A 17,011-nucleotide genomic window follows, 5' to 3' on the forward strand; every position below is an offset into this window, starting at 1 on the left:
CTGAAATTCAGCCCCGCCGGCGCCATCGCGGTGCCGGCGTCACGCCTCCGCCGGGCCGCGCAGGCCGTGCATCAGAAGGGTCGTGAACATGCCGACCCACAATTCGTCCACCGGTTCCGAGCTGACCAGCGCACGATGCACGACCGTGCCCGCGATCACGTCGAAGATCAGGTCCGTGGAGTGGCCGGCGAGGGACTCGTCCTCCTCCTTCGGGAGTTCGCCGCGGGCCTGGGCCCGTTCGCGACCCAGTACGACGAGACGTTTCTGCCGATCGACGATGGCCGACCGGATCCGGTCGCGCAGGGCGTCGTCCCGGGTGGACTCGGCGACGACCGCCATCAGCGCGGTCCGGGCCTCCGGGCGCCGCAGCAGGTCGGCGAACTGGAGCACCACGTACTCGATGTCGGCTTCGAGGGAGCCGCGGTCCGGCAGCTCCAGGGAGTCGAAGAGCTCCGCCACCGCGTCCACGACCAGCTCGTTCTTGCCCGCCCAGCGCCGGTAGAGGGTGGTCTTGGCGACGCCGGCCCGGGCCGAGACGTCGCCCATCGTCAGCTTCGACCAGCCCAGATCGACCAGCGCGTCCCGCGTGGCGGCCAGGATGGCCGCGTCCGCTGCGGCGCTGCGGGGGCGGCCGGTTCGGCCGGGGCTGGGGTTGCGCATGGCCGAGACCATACCCGTCAGTAGCGGAACGATCGGGTCCCGAAGGGCTGTGCTTCAAATCACGGGGCGCCGCGGGGTCTTCAGGAGTTACGCTACGGCTCGTAGCGTAAGAGCGACAACCACGCGAAGAGCTACAGGGCGCCAGGTGGGGACCCGGCGCCGCCCAAGATCGACCGCATTGCGATCGCGCCACAGTGGCACTACGGCCAATTCACGCGATCTTTTTCGTCGGCGCGCGCATACGGGGGAGGATGTACGCATGCAGCCCAGAAACATGTCCATGAGCGGCGTCGTCGACCTCGCCGCGGTGAAGGCGGCCGGCGAGGCCAAGGCCAAGGCCGAGCAGGCCCGCGCCGAAGCGGCCCGCCAGGCCGGTCAGGGCGGTGGCAGCGGCCCGGCCGCCGGCGCCGTACCGCCGTCCGCGCTCGTCATCGACGTAGACGAGGCCGGGTTCGAACGCGATGTGCTCCAGCTTTCCGCAGAGGTTCCGGTCGTCCTGGACTTCTGGGCCGAGTGGTGCGAGCCGTGCAAGCAGCTCAGCCCCCTCCTGGAGCGGCTGACCGTCGAGGCGAACGGCCGCCTCGTGCTGGCCAAGGTGGACGTCGACGCCAACCAGATGCTGATGCAGCAGTTCGGCATCCAGGGCATCCCGGCCGTCTTCGCCGTGGTCGCCGGCCAGGTGCTGCCGCTGTTCCAGGGCGTGGCCCCCGAGCAGCAGATCCGCGAGACCCTCGCCCAGCTGGTCCAGGTCGCCGAGGAGCGCTTCGGGATCATCGGCATCGAGGTGGACCCGAACGCGGAGGCCGCTCCGGCCGCCGCCACCGAGACCGAGGCCGCGGCCGGTCCGTACGACGCGCTGCTGGAAGCGGCCGTCGTCGCGCTCGACGCCGGTGACCTGGGCGGCGCCGTGCAGGCGTACAAGAACGTACTGGCGGACGACCCGGGCAACACCGAGGCCAAGCTGGGCCTGGCGCAGGCCGAGCTCCTCGCCCGCGTCCGGGACATGAACCCGCAGGCGGTGCGCGCCGCGGCCGCCGAGAACCCGCGCGACCCGGCGGCGCAGATCGCCGCGGCCGACCTCGACCTGGTCGGCGGTCACGTGGAGGACGCCTTCGGGCGCCTGGTGGACACCGTGCGGGTGACGTTCGGTGAGGATCGGGACGCCGTACGGCTGCGGCTGCTGGAGCTGTTCGAGGTCATCGGCGCGGACGACCCGCGGGTGACGGCGGCGCGTACGGCGCTGGCCCGGGTGCTGTTCTAGTACCGGTCCGGCGCGGGCTCGAAGAGCCGACGATTTGTTGACACAGAGATAAACAGCGGCCGCACTTTGCCAAAACTTGGCAATCGCGGCCGCTGTTACTCGCAGTAAGTCGAACCCCGTGAACTGTCCGGAGTGTTCACTCTTCCGCCCTTCTGTCGTGGCCTTCGGTGACACCCTGTGTCGCCACCCGACGGCAGGGGGTCGTACTCAGGTTATCTGGCCGTTACCCGCCAGTAACGAACCCCCTTGTGCCCCGGCCGGGAATGGACCACGATCGGCGACGCTCGGTCCTTCCCGCAGAGCCGCTCACTCGGAGCCGCGGTGAAGGGTCCCCACCGAGCCGGCCGGTGGCAGTGGCACCGGCCGTTGGACAGGGGGGTTCCTGCCACACGGTGGGGCCTGTCCTCCAGGTTGCGCGAACGCGTGGCCCAGTGGTTGTCGCTCGGGGGTGATCGCCGGTGTTTCGGACGTGGCACAGCCGCGGCCGGGCCGCCTGCGCTCCTTCCCGAGGACGTAGCACTTCTCCCATCCCAGGACGGGCACGGCCCGGACCGGAGATGTACGTCCGAGAAGGAGGAACGAAATGAGTTCTCAGGTTCGTGGCGGGACCAGATGGAAGCGCTTCGCGCTCGTCATGGTGCCGAGCATCGCGGCCACGGCCGCGGTCGGTGTGGGTCTGGCGCAGGGTGCCCTCGCGGCGTCCTTCAGCGTCTCCGGCCAGGACTTCAAGGTCTCGGCCGACAAGCTCGACGGTGACAACCTCATCCAGTACGGCGGTGTCGCCGAGGGTCACGACCTCAAGACGGGCGAGGCCAAGCACCACCCGGTCACCATCTCCGGGTTCAGCCACGCCGAGATCACCAACATGTGCCAGTCGCTGGTGACCCCGACGCCGTTCGGCAACGTCACGCTGCAGCTGCGCACCGGTCACAAGGGCAAGCCCGCCGTCGCCGACAACATCTACCTGGATGTTGCCGAGCTCGACACCGACGCCGAGTTCAAGAACATCGACATCGGCGTCGCGGTCGGCGACAAGAGCCACGTGATGAAGCCGCAGCCGGGTACGGTCTCCAGCCCGTACGCGTTCTCGCAGCGCGCCGAGAAGGCGGTCCTGACGAACGTGCGCCAGAAGGCGTGGGCGACCACGGCGGGCACGTTCAAGCTTCCCGACCTGAAGCTGCGCCTGCTCGGCGGCGACCAGCCGTGCTACCAGGACGAGAAGTAATCAGTCCCGGTTGAGCGACCGGAGGGGCGGTCGGCGGCGTCAGTCGTCGCCGTCCGCCCCGTCCGGGCTCCACAGATTCTCCGTACCACCGTTTCCAGGGAGCTGTTGTCCATGAACCCCCAGGCCCCGGTTTACGTTCGCGCCGAAGACGACGCCTGGCTCACCGTGGTGTGGTACCACTTCCACGCCTGGCGCGGGCGCCGTCCCTTCTGGGCCGGGCTGTTCACGTTCGTCAGCGGCTTCCCGATCGCGTACTTCCCGTACGCGGACCTCCGGCTCGGCAATATCACCCTCGCGATGGCCACCACGGGTGGCGCCGGCGCGCTGATCATCGGCGTACTGCTGATCACGCTCGGCCTGGCCCTGTGGTTCCAGCAGGCCATCCGCGTCTTCGCCGGAGTCGCCGCGATCCTGCTGGCCATCGTGTCGATCCCGGTCTCCAACCTGGGCGGCTTCGGCCTCGGCTTGGTCCCCGCCATGATCGGCGGCGCCCTCGCGCTGTCGTGGGCGCCGGGGCAGCCGGCGGAAGAGGAGCCCGCGGACCGGCGTCCGGCCGCCGGAATCGACATGGCCAAGGCGGAGTTCGCGGCAGGCCCCCAGGGCGTCCCGGGACAGCGCGAAATGGAAACTCCGGCACACGCGAGCGAGACGACTGCCCACGCCGATGGCGGGAGGAACAGTGCGGGGTGACGAGACGCAGCGGGGCGTGGCCCCAGGCGCAGAGTCCCGTGAGATCAAGGGTCCGCGGCACGCGGCCCCCAGGAAGTCGCTGCTGAACAAGCTCCAGATACCCGTCGGCAAGACGATGGCGCTGGCGGCGATGCCGACGGCCGTGTTCGTCGGGATGGGCATGGCGCCCAAGCTGGCCGTGGCCGACGACAAGGACATCCCCTTCGCGCCCGGTCCGTGCGTGACGCGGTCCGACGATCCGGCGGAGTCCGAGTCGAAGTCGCCGTCGCCTTCGAAGTCGCCTTCGCCGAGCGCGTCGGCCACGACGAGCCCCTCGCCCTCCGCCTCGGCGAAGCCGAAGCCGAGCGGGACGACGACCCCGGCCCCGACGGCGAGCAAGTCCACGACCGACAAGCCGGCGGCCCCCGCGGCCGCGGAGCCCACGCCGACCAAGACCACCAACCCGCTGGACCCGCTGGGTGTCGGAGACGCGCTCAAGGGCCTCGTCGACGGGCTCACCAAGCCCCTGACGACCCCCGCGCCCACGCCGTCCACGCCCACGCCGTCCACGACCCCGTCCACGACCCCGACCAAGGCCCCGACGAAGGCGCCGGACCCGGCCGCGGACGCCATCCGCGACGCGGCGAAGACGGCGGGCGTCAAGGTCGAGGAGCTGTCCGACGAGGTCAAGGACACCGCCGAGACCCCGAAGGACGAGACGGGCAAGGCGGCCGACAAGGCCAAGGACGAGGACAAGAAGGACGCGGAGGGGAAGGAACCCTTCCCCTGCCCGACCTACGACGCCAAGGCCCTGGCCGACGCCGAGCTGGAGGAGAACGTCCCCCTCCTGCCGGACGAGCCCTGGTACCTCGACAGCTCGCTGCTGACCCTCTACGGCCTGGACTACCACGGCATCGTCGAGGTGAAGACGGCCGGCGGCAAGACCAAGAAGGTCCTGAAGTTCACCGCGGACTCGGTGGACATCAAGGACCTGTACCAGACGGTCGGCAAGGGCGGGAACGTCGCCCACCTGAAGTCGCGCCCGGGCTCCACGTCCAAGATCCGCGGCGGCACGGTGACGATGTACACCGAGAGCCTCAAGGGCAACCTCTTCGGTCTGATCCCGATCGAGTTCACCCCGAACAGCCCGCCGCCGCTGAACGTCCCCTTCGCGTTCTTCACGAACGTCAAGGTCGTCCAGGCCGGCCAGTTCGGCGGCACACTGACGGTTCCGGGCCTGAAGAACTACATCGGCCCGCCGGAGTAGCTCAGGAGTGGCTCCGCAGCTCCGCAGGACATGCGAAAACGCCGAGGGCGGCACCCCGATCCGATCGGGGTGCCGCCCTCGGCCTCTGTGCGGCAGAGTTCAGCGGAGTAGGCGGTGCCGCGCGATCAGTCGCGCTCGCCGCCGCCCAGGTGGTGCACCCGGACCATGTTGGTGGTGCCCGGGACGCCGGGGGGCGAGCCGGCCGTGATGATCACGGTGTCGCCCTCGTTGTTGCGGCCCAGCTTGAGCAGCTCGCCGTCCACCAGGTCGACCATCGCGTCGGTGGTGTCCACGTGCGGGACGATGTAGGACTCGACGCCCCAGCTCAGCGTGAGCTGGTTGCGGGTGTGCGGGTCGGTGGTGAAGGCCAGGATCGGCTGCGTGGCGCGGTAGCGCGACAGCCGGCGGGCGGTGTCACCGGACTGGGTGAAGGCGATGAGCGCCTTGCCGTCGAGGAACTCCGCGATCTCGCAGGCCGCGCGGGCGACGGAGCCGCCCTGGGTGCGCGGCTTCTTGCCCGGGACCAGCGGCTGCAGGCCCTTGGAGAGGAGCTCCTCCTCGGCCGCCGCGACGATCTTCGACATCGTCTTGACGGTCTCGATCGGGTAGGCGCCCACCGAGGACTCGGCCGACAGCATGACCGCGTCCGCGCCGTCGAGGATCGCGTTGGCGACGTCGGAGGCCTCCGCGCGGGTCGGGCGGGAGTTGGTGATCATCGACTCCATCATCTGGGTCGCGACGATCACCGGCTTGGCGTTGCGGCGGCACATCTCGATGAGCCGCTTCTGGACCATCGGGACCTTCTCGAGCGGGTACTCGACGGCCAGGTCGCCACGGGCCACCATGACCGCGTCGAAGGCGTCGACCACGGCCGCCATGTTCTCGACGGCCTGCGGCTTCTCCACCTTGGCGATGACGGGGACCCGGCGGCCCTCCTCGTCCATGACCTTGTGGACGTCCTTGACGTCGTTGGCGTCGCGGACGAAGGACAGGGCGACCATGTCGCAGCCCATCCGGAGGGCGAAGCGGAGGTCGTCGACGTCCTTCTCCGACAGCGCGGGGACGTTGACGGCGGCACCCGGCAGGTTGATGCCCTTGTGGTCCGAGATGACACCGCCCTCGATGACGATGGTCTTGACCCGCGGGCCCTCGACCTCGGTCACCCGGAGCTCGACGTTGCCGTCGTTGATCAGGACCTGGTCACCCTTGGCGACGTCGCCGGGCAGGCCCTTGTAGGTGGTGCCGCAGATGGACTTGTCACCCGGGACGTCCTCGGTGGTGATGGTGAACTCGTCACCGCGCACCAGCTCGACGGGACCCTCGGCGAAGGTCTCCAGACGGATCTTCGGGCCCTGGAGGTCGGCGAGGACGCCGACGGCACGCCCGGTGTCCTCGGAGACCTGCCGGACGCGGTCGTACCGCTCCTGGTGTTCTGCCTGGGATCCGTGGCTGAAGTTGAATCGGGCCACGTTCATGCCTGCCTCGATGAGCGCTTTCAGCTGCTCATACGAGTCGACGGCGGGGCCCAGCGTGCAGACGATTTTGGAACGGCGCATGGAGCGGATCCTATCGGTTTGTTTCGTAGCGGAATATTCCGTCTGGCGGAAAGTCCAAGTGACTAGTGAGTAACCAGCGCGTACGCCTGGGCGGCGATCTCCAGTTCCTCATCAGTCGGGACCACGGCCACGGCCACCCGGGCATAGTCCGCCGAGACCAGCCGCGGCTCGGGGGAGCGCACCGCGTTGGCCTCCAGGTCCAGCGCCAGGCCCAGCTCGGCCAGACCCTCCACGGCCGCCTCCCGGATCGAGGAGGAGTTCTCCCCGACCCCGGCGGTGAACACGACCGCGTCCACCCGGCCCAGCACCGCCGAGTAGGCGCCGATGTACTTCTTCAGCCGGTGGACGTACGAGGCCAGCGCGAGCTGCGCCGAGGCGTCGCCCTCCTCCGCCCGCCGCTGCACCTCGCGCATGTCGTTGTCGCCGCACAGGCCCAGCAGACCGCTCTTCTTGTTCAGGAGCGAATCGATCTCATCCACCGAGAGGCCGCCCACCCGTGCCAGGTGGAAGATGACCGCCGGATCGAGGTCGCCCGAACGGGTGCCCATGACCAGACCCTCCAGCGGGGTCAGCCCCATGGAGGTCTCCACGCACACCCCGCCGCGGACCGCCGAGGCGGAGGCGCCGTTGCCCAGGTGGAGGACGATCACGTTCACGTCCGAGGCCGCCTTGCCGAGCAGCGCGGCCGTCGCCCGCGAGACGTAGGCGTGCGAGGTCCCGTGGAACCCGTACCGCCGGATGGCGTACTTGTCGGCCGTCGCGGCGTCGATCGCGTACCGGGCCACGTACTCCGGCATCGTCGAGTGGAACGCCGTGTCGAAGACGGCCACCTGCGGGATGTCGGCGCGCAGCGAGCGCGCCACCTCGATGCCCGTCACGTTCGCCGGATTGTGCAGCGGCGCGAGCGGGATCAGGCTGCGGATCTCCGCCAGCACCTCGTCGTCGATCACCGTCGGCTGGGTGAAGCGCGTCCCGCCGTGCACCACCCGGTGCCCCACAGCGGCCAGTTCGGGGGAGTCCAGGCCCAGCCCGTCCGCGGCCAGCTCGGCGGCGACGGCCTTCAGCGCGGCCTCGTGATCGGCGATCGGGCCGAGCCGCTCCCTCTTGCCGCCCGCCGCGCCGGGACCGGTCAGCGGCTCGTGCACGAGGCGGGAGGTCCCTTCCCCGATGCGCTCCACCAGGCCGACCGCCAGGCGGGTGGAGTCCGCCATGTCGAGCAGCTGGTACTTCACCGACGAGGAGCCGGAGTTGAGGACGAGTACGCGCGATGCGGTCACGGTGAGGGGTCTTTCCTTCGAGTGCGGTGGGGGATTACTTGGCCTGCGGCAGGGGCTGGGACTGCGCCTGGATCGCGGTGATCGCCACGGTGGTGACGATGTCCTGGACGAGCGCCCCGCGCGAGAGGTCGTTGACCGGCTTGCGCAGGCCCTGGAGGACCGGGCCGACCGCGACGGCGCCCGCCGAGCGCTGCACGGCCTTGTACGTGTTGTTGCCCGTGTTGAGGTCGGGGAAGATCAGCACCGTCGCGCGGCCGGCCACCTCGGACTCGGGCAGCTTGGTCGCGGCGACCGAGGGCTCCACGGCCGCGTCGTACTGGATCGGACCCTCGATCAGCAGATCGGGGCGCTGATCGCGGACGATCTCGGTGGCCTTGCGGACCTTGTCCACGTCGGCTCCGGAACCGGAGGTGCCCGTCGAGTACGAGAGCATCGCGATCCGCGGCTCGACGCCGAAGGCGGCGGCGGTGGCGGCCGACTGGACGGCGATGTCCGCGAGCTGCTCGGCGTTCGGGTCCGGATTGACCGCGCAGTCCCCGTAGACGAGGACCTGGTCGGCCAGGCACATGAAGAAGACCGAGGAGACGATCGAGGCCTCGGGCTTGGTCTTGATGATCTCGAAGGCGGGGCGGATGGTCGCGGCGGTGGAGTGCACCGAGCCGGAGACCATGCCGTCGGCCAGGCCCTCCTGGACCATCAGGGTGCCGAAGTAATTGACGTCGGTGACCACGTCGTTGGCCAGCTCGACGGTCATGCCCTTGTGGGCGCGGACCTTGGCGTAGTACTCGGAGAATCGTTCCCGCAGGGGGGAGGTCGCCGGGTCGATCAGCTGCGCGGAGGAGATGTCGATGCCCAGGTCGGCGGCCTTCTTCAGGATGGCCTGCTCCTCGCCCAGCAGGGTCAGGTCGCAGACCCCCCGGCGCAGCACCACGTCCGCGGCGCGCAGCACGCGCTCCTCGGTGCCCTCGGGCAGGACGACCCGGCGCCTCTCGGAACGGGCCCGCTCCAGCAGCTCGTGCTCGAACATCATCGGGGTGACGCGCTCCGAGCGGGCCACCGACAGCAGGCCGCGCAGCTCGGCGGTGTCCACGTGACGCTCGAACAGGCCGAGCGCGGTCTCCAGCTTGCGCGGGGTCGCCGAGTTCAACCGGCTCTGCAGCGCGAAGAGTTCGGCGGCGGTCGGGAAGCTGTTGCCGGCCACCGAGACGACCGGGGTGCCCGGCGCGAGCTTCGAGGCCAGCGTCAGGATGTCCTTCGTCGGGCGCTCGTTCAGCGTCAGCAGCACACCGGCGATCGGCGGAGTGCCCGAGGTGTGCGCGGCCAACGCGCCGACGACCAGGTCCGAGCGGTCCCCCGGGGTGACGACCAGGCAGCCCGGCGTCAGGGCGTTCAGGAAGTTCGGCAGCATGGCGCCGCCGAAGACGAAGTCCAGCGCGTCGCGGGCCAGTCCGGCCTCGTCGCCGAGGAGCACCTCGCCGCCGAGCGCCCGGGTGATCTGGGCGACGGTCGGGGCGGACAGCGACTTGTCGTCCGGCAGTACGTAGCAGGGCACGGGGAGCCGGGCGGCGAGGCGCTCGGCTATGGGGTCACGGTCCTCGGGGGCCACCCGGTTGACGACCATCGCGACGACGTGGCAGCCCAGGCTCTCGTAGGCGCGGAAGGCGCTCTGGGCCTCGGCGCGCACGGCCTCGGGGGCGTGCTTGGTGCCGCCCACCACGGGAACGACCACCGCGCCCAGCTCGTTGGCCAGACGGGCGTTGAGGGCCAGTTCGTCGGGGAGGTTGGTGTCCGCGTAGTCCGTGCCGAGGACGAGCATGACCTCGTAGTCGCGGGCCACCCGGTGGAAGCGGTCGACCAGCCGCGAGACCAGCTCGTCGGTGCCCTTCTCCGCCAGGATCGCCGAGGCCTCCTGGTACTCCATGCCGTAGGCCGTCGCCGCGTCCTGGTCTATCCGGTAGCGGGCCTTGAGGAGGTCGAAGAGCCGGTCGGGTCCGTCGTGGAGCAGCGGACGGTAGACGCCCACGCGCCCCGTCTGCCGGGTCAGGAGCTCCATGATCCCCAGCTCGACGACCTGCCGGCCGTCACCCCGCTCGATGCCGGTCACGTACACGCTGCGCGTCACGCGTGAATCTCCGTTCCATGGTGGAGTCGATTGACCCGGTTGGTGCGGGCTTGCCCTCTTGACGATACCGCTGCGGGCGGATAAGACGCCCGCCGGGAATTGGGCCTGTCCGGGGGGTCGAAAGGCCTTCGGGGCGGAGCAGCACAGAGCGCGCCCCACCCCGTGCCCGTGGAACAATCGGACACGCTTCATCAATACGCCCTTCAGATGTACGGCCGGCCGGCCGCGTGCGACCCACGCCAACGGCCAGGTGCGACCAGGAGCAGGAGACACAGCACGATGCGTATCGGAGTTCTCACCGCAGGCGGCGACTGTCCGGGCCTCAACGCTGTCATCCGGTCGGTCGTACACCGCGCCCTGGTCGGTCACGGGGACGAGGTCATCGGTTTCGAGGACGGCTTCAAGGGCCTCCTCGACGGCCACTTCCGCCCCCTCGACATCAATGCCGTCAGTGGCATCCTCGCCCGAGGCGGCACCATCCTCGGTTCGGCGCGCATGGAGCGCGCCCGCCTCCACGAGGCCGCCGAGAACGCCCAGGAGCTGGCGAAGCGCTACGGCATCGACGCGCTCATCCCGATCGGCGGCGAGGGCACCCTGACCGCCGCCCGGATGCTGTCGGACGCCGGAATGCCGGTGGTCGGCGTGCCGAAGACCATCGACAACGACATCTCCTCCACCGACCGCACCTTCGGCTTCGACACCGCCGTCATGGTCGCCACCGAGGCCATCGACCGCCTGAAGACCACCGCCGAATCGCACCAGCGCGTGATGGTCGTCGAGGTCATGGGCCGCCACGCCGGCTGGATCGCCCTGGAGTCCGGCATGGCCGGCGGCGCCCACGGGATCTGCCTGCCGGAGCGCCCGTTCGAGGTGGACGCCCTGGTGAAGATGGTGGAGGAACGGTTCGCCCGCGGCAAGAAGTTCGCCGTCGTCTGCATCGCCGAGGGCGCGCACCCGGCCGAGGGCTCCATGCCGTACGAGAAGGGCGCGATCGACGCCTACGGCCACGAGCGCTTCGCCGGCATCGGCAACCGCCTCGCCGTCGAACTGGAGCGGCGCCTGGGCAAGGAGGCCCGCCCCGTCATCCTCGGCCACGTCCAGCGCGGCGGCACCCCCACCGCCTACGACCGCGTCCTCGCGACCCGCTTCGGCTGGCACGCCGTCGAGGCCGTCCACCGCGGCGACTTCGGCAACATGACCGCCCTGCGCGGCACCGACATCGTGATGGCCCCGCTGGCCTCCGCCGTCACCGAACTCAAGACGGTCCCCGAGGACCGCATGTACGAGGCCGAGTCGGTCTTCTGAGCCCTTCGCGGCGGGGGCGGGACCTTCGCCCCCACTCGAACCGCCGAACGGCCCCGGTTCCGTCCCTCTCCAGGACGGCCCGGGGCCGTTCGCACAGGACCACGTGTGTCCTAAGACGCACCGCCCGCGAGGTACCAGAACCGCTCCACGATCTCGGCGAGGAACTCCCGCCCCGAGTCCCCGGTGCCGGCCTCGCCCACGCCGCCGCCCCAGCTGAGCGTCGCGACCATCCGCGACTGGTACTCCCCGTGCAACTGCTCCAGCACCCGCTCCAAGTGGACCTTGGGGATCGGCAGCAGTTTGCCCAGCGGTTTCACGTACGCCTGCCAGCGCGTGGTCACCGCACTGCGCAGGACGTCGGCCAGCTCCTCGTTCTTGCCGGTCGCCGTCACGAACTGGGCCAGTGTCAGCCCCAGCACCGTCGCCAGCGCGGCGGACTGCCGCTCGTTGCCCTTCCAGCGCCCGGTGTCCTCCATCTTCTGGTAGGCACCCGGCTCCACACCGACCCGCCGGGCCAGCTCCTCGGGGGCGAGCCCGCGGGCCATGCGGTGTTCCCGCAGGGTGACCGGCTCGGCGAGCAGCTCCCCGGGAGAGCACCACAGGACGCCCGCGAGCGCGGTGAGCTCGGCGGACGTGGGCGATATCTCGCCACGCTCCCAGGCCATCACGGTCTCGGGCGCGACGACGAGTCCGTACTGGGCGTGAAGGCCGTAGGCGACGTGACCGGGTGCCATGCCCAGGGCCGCGCGCAGGCGGCGCGCGGCGGGGGCATTGAAAGGTGGGCTGGAGTGCACACGGCACACCGTAGAAGTGGCCAGGCGGCGGCGCCTACAGACCAAACAAACAAGCCCATAACTCGTAGGAAAGTCCTACGGAGTTAAGGGATTTTCGCGGGTTGCGAGGCGACTGTCCGGTAATCGGTGCACTCGAAGATCGACTTACCCACAAGGTTCCAGCCAAAGCCCGAGGGCGCAAGAGTCATCACATCCTCCTCACAGGTGAACCGCAGTCCCTTCCCGTACGTGCTCCCTGTCGGGGCCCTCGCATACGGGGGTGGCGAGGGCCCCGCAGCACTTCCTTGCCTTGACGTCGGCGTCAAGGACTAGCGTCGGGACATGCGAATCGGCGAACTGGCGGAGCGGGCCGGGACCAGCACGCGGACCCTGCGTTACTACGAGTCCCGCGGGCTGCTGCCCGCGCGGCGCACCGGCAACGGCTACCGCACCTACGACGAGGACGACCTGCGGCTGCTGCGCCAGATCCGGATGCTCCAGGACTTCGGCTTCGAGCTGGAGGAGACCCGGCCGTTCGTGGACTGCCTGCGGGCCGGGCACCCCGCCGGGGACTCCTGCCCGGCCTCGCTGGCCGTCTACCGGCGCAAGCTCGCCGAGATGGACGCGCTGATCGGGCAGCTGGCCGACGTACGGGAGCAGGTCGCCCGGCAACTGGCCGAGGCCGAGGCCGCCGCCGGCGAGGACGCCGTGCCGCGCTGCGAGATGACCACGTGAGGACGAGAGGGGAAACGACATGACCCACGCCCAGGGTGTGCCCGAGGTGACCGACGCCGACTTCGACGCCGAGGTGCTCGGAGAGCGGGGGCGGCCCGTCCTCGTGGAGTTCACCGCCGACTGGTGCCCGCCGTGCCGGCAGCTCGCGCCCGTGCTCTCCGCCGTGGCCGCCGAGGAGGCCGAGCGGCTCAAGGTCGTACAGATCGACGTGGACGGCAACCCCGCATCCGTCGCCCGGTACGGGGTGCTGTCCATGCCGACCATGCTCGTCTTCCGCGACGGCGAGCCCGTCAAGCAGATGGTCGGCCTGCGCGCCAAGCGCAAGCTGCTCCAAGAGCTGGAGGACGAGCTCGCCGCGGCCGTTACGGCCTGAGCCAGAGGGTCGCCAGCGGGGGGAGCGTCAGGCGCAGGCTGGCCGGGCGCCCCTGCGCCGGCACCGGCTCGGGCCGCAGCGGCCGCGCGTGGTGCACGCCGCTGCCGCCGTAGGGCTCCTGGTCGGTGTTGAGCACCTCCCGCCACAGCGGCACTTCCTCCGGCACGCCGATCCGGTAGCCGTGCCGGACCACCGGGGAGAAGTTCGACACGGCCAGGAGCTGCGAGCCGTCCTGCGCGTACCGCAGGAAGGCGAAGACGTTGTCCTCCGCGGCGTCGGCCTCCACCCAGGCGAAGCCCTCCGGCACGGTGTCCCGCTCCCACAGGGCGGGTGTCGCCGTGTACGTACGGTTCAGGTCGCGCACCAGGCTCCGTACGCCCCGGTGGTCGCCGGCCGCCGCGTAGGAGTCGTCCAGCAGCCACCAGTCCGGCCCGTACACCTCGGACCACTCCGAGCCCTGCGCGAACTCCTGTCCCATGAACAGAAGTTGCTTGCCCGGATGGGCCCACATGAAGCCCAGGTACGCCCGGTGCGCGGCCCGCCGCTGCCACCAGTCCCCGCCGGGCATCCTCGACACCAGCGAGCCCTTGCCGTGCACCACCTCGTCGTGCGAGATCGGCAGCACGTAGTTCTCGCTGAAGGCGTAGATCATCCCGAAGGTCATGTCGTGGTGGTGGTACTTGCGGTGCACCGACTCCTTCGACATGTAGCGCAGGGTGTCGTGCATCCAGCCCATGTTCCACTTCAGGCCGAAGCCCAGCCCGCCCGCGTCCGTCGGCCGGGTCACGCCCTCCCAGGCCGTGGACTCCTCCGCGATCGTCACCACCCCCGGACAGCGCCGGTACACGGTGGCGTTCATCTCCTGGAGGAACGCCACCGCGTCCAGGTTCTCCCGCCCGCCGTGCTCGTTGGGCGACCATTCGCCCTCGGAGCGCGAGTAGTCGAGGTAGAGCATCGAGGCCACCGCGTCCACGCGCAGCCCGTCCACATGGAACTCCTCGCACCAGTACACGGCGTTGGCGACGAGGAAGTTGCGGACCTCCTTGCGGCCGTAGTCGAACTCCAGCGTCCCCCAGTCCGGGTGCGCGGCCCGGCGCGGGTCCTGGTGCTCGTACAGCGGCCGGCCGTCGAACTCCGCGAGCGCCCAGTCGTCCCGAGGGAAGTGCGCGGGCACCCAGTCGACGATCACCCCGATCCCCGCCCGGTGCAGCGCGTCCACCAGGAAGCGGAAGTCGTCGGGGGAGCCCATCCGCGAGGTCGGCGCGTAGAAACCGGTGACCTGGTAGCCCCACGAGCCGCCGAAGGGATGCTCCGCGACCGGCATCAGCTCCACGTGCGTGAAGCCCAGCTCCTTCACGTACGCCGGGAGCTGCTCCGCCAGCTGCCGGTACGAGAGCCCCGGCCGCCAGGACGCCAGGTGCACCTCGTACACCGAGAAGGGGGCCTGGTGCGCGGGCCGGGACCCGCGCGTCGCCATCCACTCCGCGTCCTGCCACACGTACCGCGAGGCCGTGACCACCGAGGCGTTCGCCGGCGGCACCTCCGCGGACCGGGCCATCGGGTCGGCGCGCAGGGTGTGGCTGCCGTCGGGGCGCGTGATGTCGTACTTGTACAGGGCGCCGGGGCCCACACCCGGCAGGAACAGCTCCCACACGCCCGTGGAGCCCAGCGAGCGCATCGGGTAGGCGACGGAGTCCCAGTACGAGAAGTCCCCGGCGACCCTGACCCCCTGGGCGTTCGGCGCCCACACCGTGAACCGGGTGCCGGTCACGCCCTGGTGCTCCATCGGCTCCGCGCCGAGCGCCTGCCACAGCTGCTCGTGCCGGCCCTCGCCGATCAGGTGCAGGTCCAGCTCGCCGAGCGCGGGCAGGAACCGGTAGGGGTCGTGCACCTCGATCTCGTCGCTGTCGTACGTGACCAGCAGCCGGTAGTCCGGCACCCCCGTGAGCGGCAGCAGCCCGGAGAACAGCCCGTCGCCCTCGTCGAAGAGCTCGGTCCGCAGCCCCTTGGCGAGGACGGTCACCGCCTTGGCGTAGGGGCGCAGCACGCGGAAGGCCACCCCGCCCCGCTGGGTACGGGCGCCGAGCACGGCGTGCGGATCGTGGTGGCGGCCCTCCAGGAGCCGGGCCCGTTCCTCCCCGCCGAGCGCGGGCGCCGGCCGGACCCCGCGGGGCGGGGCGGCGCGGCGGGCCCGCGGGGCGCGGGCCGGCTTCTTCGCCGCCGCCGGGACGGGTGCGGCGGCTTCGTCGCGGACGGTCGATGACGGCTGTCGTGCGGCGCTCACGCGAGCGGCCTCCTCGGGGGCTTCGGGTGGGGGGTGGTGCCCGGGGTGGGCGGGGGCATGCGGTGGGCGGGACGCTGCGGCTCGGACAGCCGGCGGATCGCGGCCATCGGGACGTGCAGCCAGTCGGGGCGGTGCCGGGACTCGTAGCGGGCCTCGTACACCGCCTTGTCGGTCTCGTACGCGCGCAGCAGTACGGGATCCTCGCGCGGGTCGCGGCCGGTGGTGCGGGCGTAGCCCTCGCAGAAGGCGGCCCGGCAGTCGTCCGCCCAGGCCGGGGCGAAGGGCCGGTGCGAGCGGGCCGCGTAGTCGAAGGAGCGCAGTATCCCCGCGATGTCGCGGACGGCAGGCTCCGGGCGGCGGCGGTCCGCCAGCGGCCGGGCCGGCTCGCCCTCGAAGTCGATCAGCGCCCAGCTCCCGTCGACGGTGCGCAGGGTCTGGCCCAGGTGCAGGTCCCCGTGGATCCGCTGGGCCGGCACCCCCGAGCCGCGGGAGGCGGCCAGCGCGTCGAAGGCCCCGCGCAGCCCCGCCTCGTAGGGCCGCAGCGCGGGCACCTCCCGGGCGGTGGCCGCCAGCCGCGCCGTCATCCCGGCGGCCAGCCGGGCCGTCTGCTCCGGGCCGAGCGCGAGCGTGGGCAGGGCCGAGGCGAGCGCGCTGTGCACCTCGGCGGTGGCCCGGCCCAGCGCGTGCGCCTCGGTGGTGAAGTCGGCCCCCGCGCCGAGCCGGCGCAGCGCCAGCTGCCACCCGTCGTCGGAGCCCCGCAGGTACGGCTGGAGCACGCCCAGGGTGAGCGCCTCGCCGCCGGCCAGTTCGGCCTCGTACCAGGCGACCGGCGCCGGAACGCGGGAGCAGCCGGCGGCGGCCAGCGCGCGGGGCAGTTCCAGATCGGGATTGACCCCCGGGCCGACCCGGCGGAACACCTTCAGGATGAACGAATCCCCGTAGATCAGCGAGGAGTTGGTCTGCTCGCCGGACAGCGGCCGGGGCGTGAGCCCGGCCGGGATCGGCGCGCCCGGGTCCCGGTCGAAGCGCAGCGGTCCGAGCACGCCGGGGGAGCGCAACCGTTCCAGCAACATCGCCGCGAGCCGCGGGTCGCCCAACGCCTCGTAGACCGCCCGGCCCCGGTACGGGCCGTCCTCCGCGTGCCCGATCAGGGCGGGCGCGAGGGCCGGCGGGAGCGGGGAGGGGCGGATGCCCAGGAGGAGTTGGTAGCAGTCCCCGTCGACGTCGAGGAGTACGTGCAGCAGGCCGGGGGTGGAGCCCGGCGGCAGCAGCTCGGCGGCCGATACGGCCCTGAGCCTGCTGATGGCGCGGCCCTTGCCCGCGAACCAGCGCTGGGCGGGCAGCCAGGCCCGCAACATCGGTTCCAGCGGGCCGATCCCGGCGGCCCGGTCGGCGGTCAGCCGACTCCGGGCGGATGCAGCCTCCGACATGGCGTCGCGTCCTTTCCCCGGGCCGTCACAGAATGCGCAGAGTGTCCCGGATGTGCGGCAGTTGCTTCTCCGGT

General features: G+C 71.1%; 14 protein-coding genes. 7 read left to right on the plus strand and 7 right to left on the minus strand.

All coding sequences use genetic code 11. The annotated features are described in order from the left end of the window. Positions 1-39 precede the first annotated feature (39 nt). The gene (locus ACFV9H_RS36170) at positions 40-660 is read right to left on the minus strand and encodes a TetR/AcrR family transcriptional regulator (RefSeq protein WP_385407050.1); all 621 of its coding nucleotides are present in this window, start codon (positions 658-660) and stop codon (positions 40-42) included. A 259-nt stretch (positions 661-919) separates the two neighbouring features. Here ACFV9H_RS36170 and ACFV9H_RS36175 point away from each other — a divergent pair, with 259 nt between their 5' ends. From ACFV9H_RS36175 to ACFV9H_RS36190, 4 genes are all read left to right on the plus strand, one after another. Continuing rightward, complete coding sequence (locus ACFV9H_RS36175) at positions 920-1,921, plus strand: tetratricopeptide repeat protein (protein WP_385407053.1); 1,002 nt, start codon at positions 920-922, stop codon at positions 1,919-1,921. A 583-nt stretch (positions 1,922-2,504) separates the two neighbouring features. Continuing rightward, positions 2,505-3,146 carry a DUF6230 family protein gene (locus tag ACFV9H_RS36180; protein WP_385407056.1) on the plus strand — a complete coding sequence of 214 codons (642 nt, stop codon included), beginning with the start codon at positions 2,505-2,507 and terminating at the stop codon, positions 3,144-3,146. A 111-nt stretch (positions 3,147-3,257) separates the two neighbouring features. After that, positions 3,258-3,836, plus strand: a complete 579-nt coding sequence (locus tag ACFV9H_RS36185; protein ID WP_385407059.1) for a DUF6114 domain-containing protein — start codon at positions 3,258-3,260, stop codon at positions 3,834-3,836. Beyond that, on the plus strand, positions 3,826-5,082 hold the full coding sequence (locus tag ACFV9H_RS36190) for a hypothetical protein (protein WP_385407062.1): 1,257 nt from the start codon (positions 3,826-3,828) through the stop codon (positions 5,080-5,082). Before ACFV9H_RS36185 ends, ACFV9H_RS36190 begins: the two co-directional genes overlap by 11 nt. A 125-nt stretch (positions 5,083-5,207) precedes the next feature. Here ACFV9H_RS36190 and pyk read toward each other — a convergent pair whose 3' ends face one another. The 3 genes from pyk to pta form a co-directional block, all read right to left on the minus strand. Continuing rightward, positions 5,208-6,638, minus strand: coding sequence for a pyruvate kinase (gene pyk / locus ACFV9H_RS36195; protein ID WP_385407065.1), 1,431 nt, complete (start codon positions 6,636-6,638; stop codon positions 5,208-5,210). 62 nt (positions 6,639-6,700) lie between these two features. Next, on the minus strand, positions 6,701-7,915 hold the full coding sequence (locus ACFV9H_RS36200) for an acetate kinase (protein ID WP_385407068.1): 1,215 nt from the start codon (positions 7,913-7,915) through the stop codon (positions 6,701-6,703). A gap of 34 nt (positions 7,916-7,949) precedes the next feature. After that, complete coding sequence (gene pta, locus ACFV9H_RS36205) at positions 7,950-10,037, minus strand: phosphate acetyltransferase (RefSeq protein WP_385407070.1); 2,088 nt, start codon at positions 10,035-10,037, stop codon at positions 7,950-7,952. 279 nt (positions 10,038-10,316) lie between these two features. On the opposite strand from pta, the gene ACFV9H_RS36210 reads away from it, so the two are divergent. Beyond that, positions 10,317-11,342, plus strand: a complete 1,026-nt coding sequence (locus ACFV9H_RS36210) for an ATP-dependent 6-phosphofructokinase (RefSeq protein WP_385407073.1) — start codon at positions 10,317-10,319, stop codon at positions 11,340-11,342. Between the two features lie 110 nt (positions 11,343-11,452). Here ACFV9H_RS36210 and ACFV9H_RS36215 read toward each other — a convergent pair whose 3' ends face one another. Continuing rightward, positions 11,453-12,145, minus strand: a complete 693-nt coding sequence (locus ACFV9H_RS36215; protein ID WP_385407076.1) for a helix-turn-helix domain-containing protein — start codon at positions 12,143-12,145, stop codon at positions 11,453-11,455. A gap of 312 nt (positions 12,146-12,457) precedes the next feature. On the opposite strand from ACFV9H_RS36215, the gene ACFV9H_RS36220 reads away from it, so the two are divergent. Further along, entirely contained in the window at positions 12,458-12,850 is a 393-nt protein-coding gene (locus ACFV9H_RS36220) for a MerR family transcriptional regulator (RefSeq protein ID WP_385407079.1), read from the plus strand. Positions 12,851-12,869: 19 nt separating this feature from the next. Next, on the plus strand, positions 12,870-13,223 hold the full coding sequence (locus ACFV9H_RS36225; RefSeq protein ID WP_385407082.1) for a thioredoxin family protein: 354 nt from the start codon (positions 12,870-12,872) through the stop codon (positions 13,221-13,223). Here the strand turns inward: ACFV9H_RS36225 and glgB are convergent. Both glgB and ACFV9H_RS36235 read right to left on the minus strand, forming a co-directional pair. Continuing rightward, the gene (gene glgB / locus ACFV9H_RS36230; RefSeq protein ID WP_385407085.1) at positions 13,213-15,507 is read right to left on the minus strand and encodes a 1,4-alpha-glucan branching enzyme; all 2,295 of its coding nucleotides are present in this window, start codon (positions 15,505-15,507) and stop codon (positions 13,213-13,215) included. The genes ACFV9H_RS36225 and glgB overlap by 11 nt on opposite strands. Beyond that, positions 15,504-16,937: a maltokinase gene (locus ACFV9H_RS36235; RefSeq protein WP_385407088.1), complete on the minus strand. Its 1,434-nt coding sequence runs from the start codon at positions 16,935-16,937 to the stop codon at positions 15,504-15,506. Before ACFV9H_RS36235 ends, glgB begins: the two co-directional genes overlap by 4 nt. Between the last annotated feature and the right edge of the window lie 74 nt (positions 16,938-17,011).

The organism is Streptomyces sp. NPDC059874, assembly GCF_042731135.1.
In the GTDB taxonomy this organism is placed as follows: domain Bacteria; phylum Actinomycetota; class Actinomycetes; order Streptomycetales; family Streptomycetaceae; genus Streptomyces.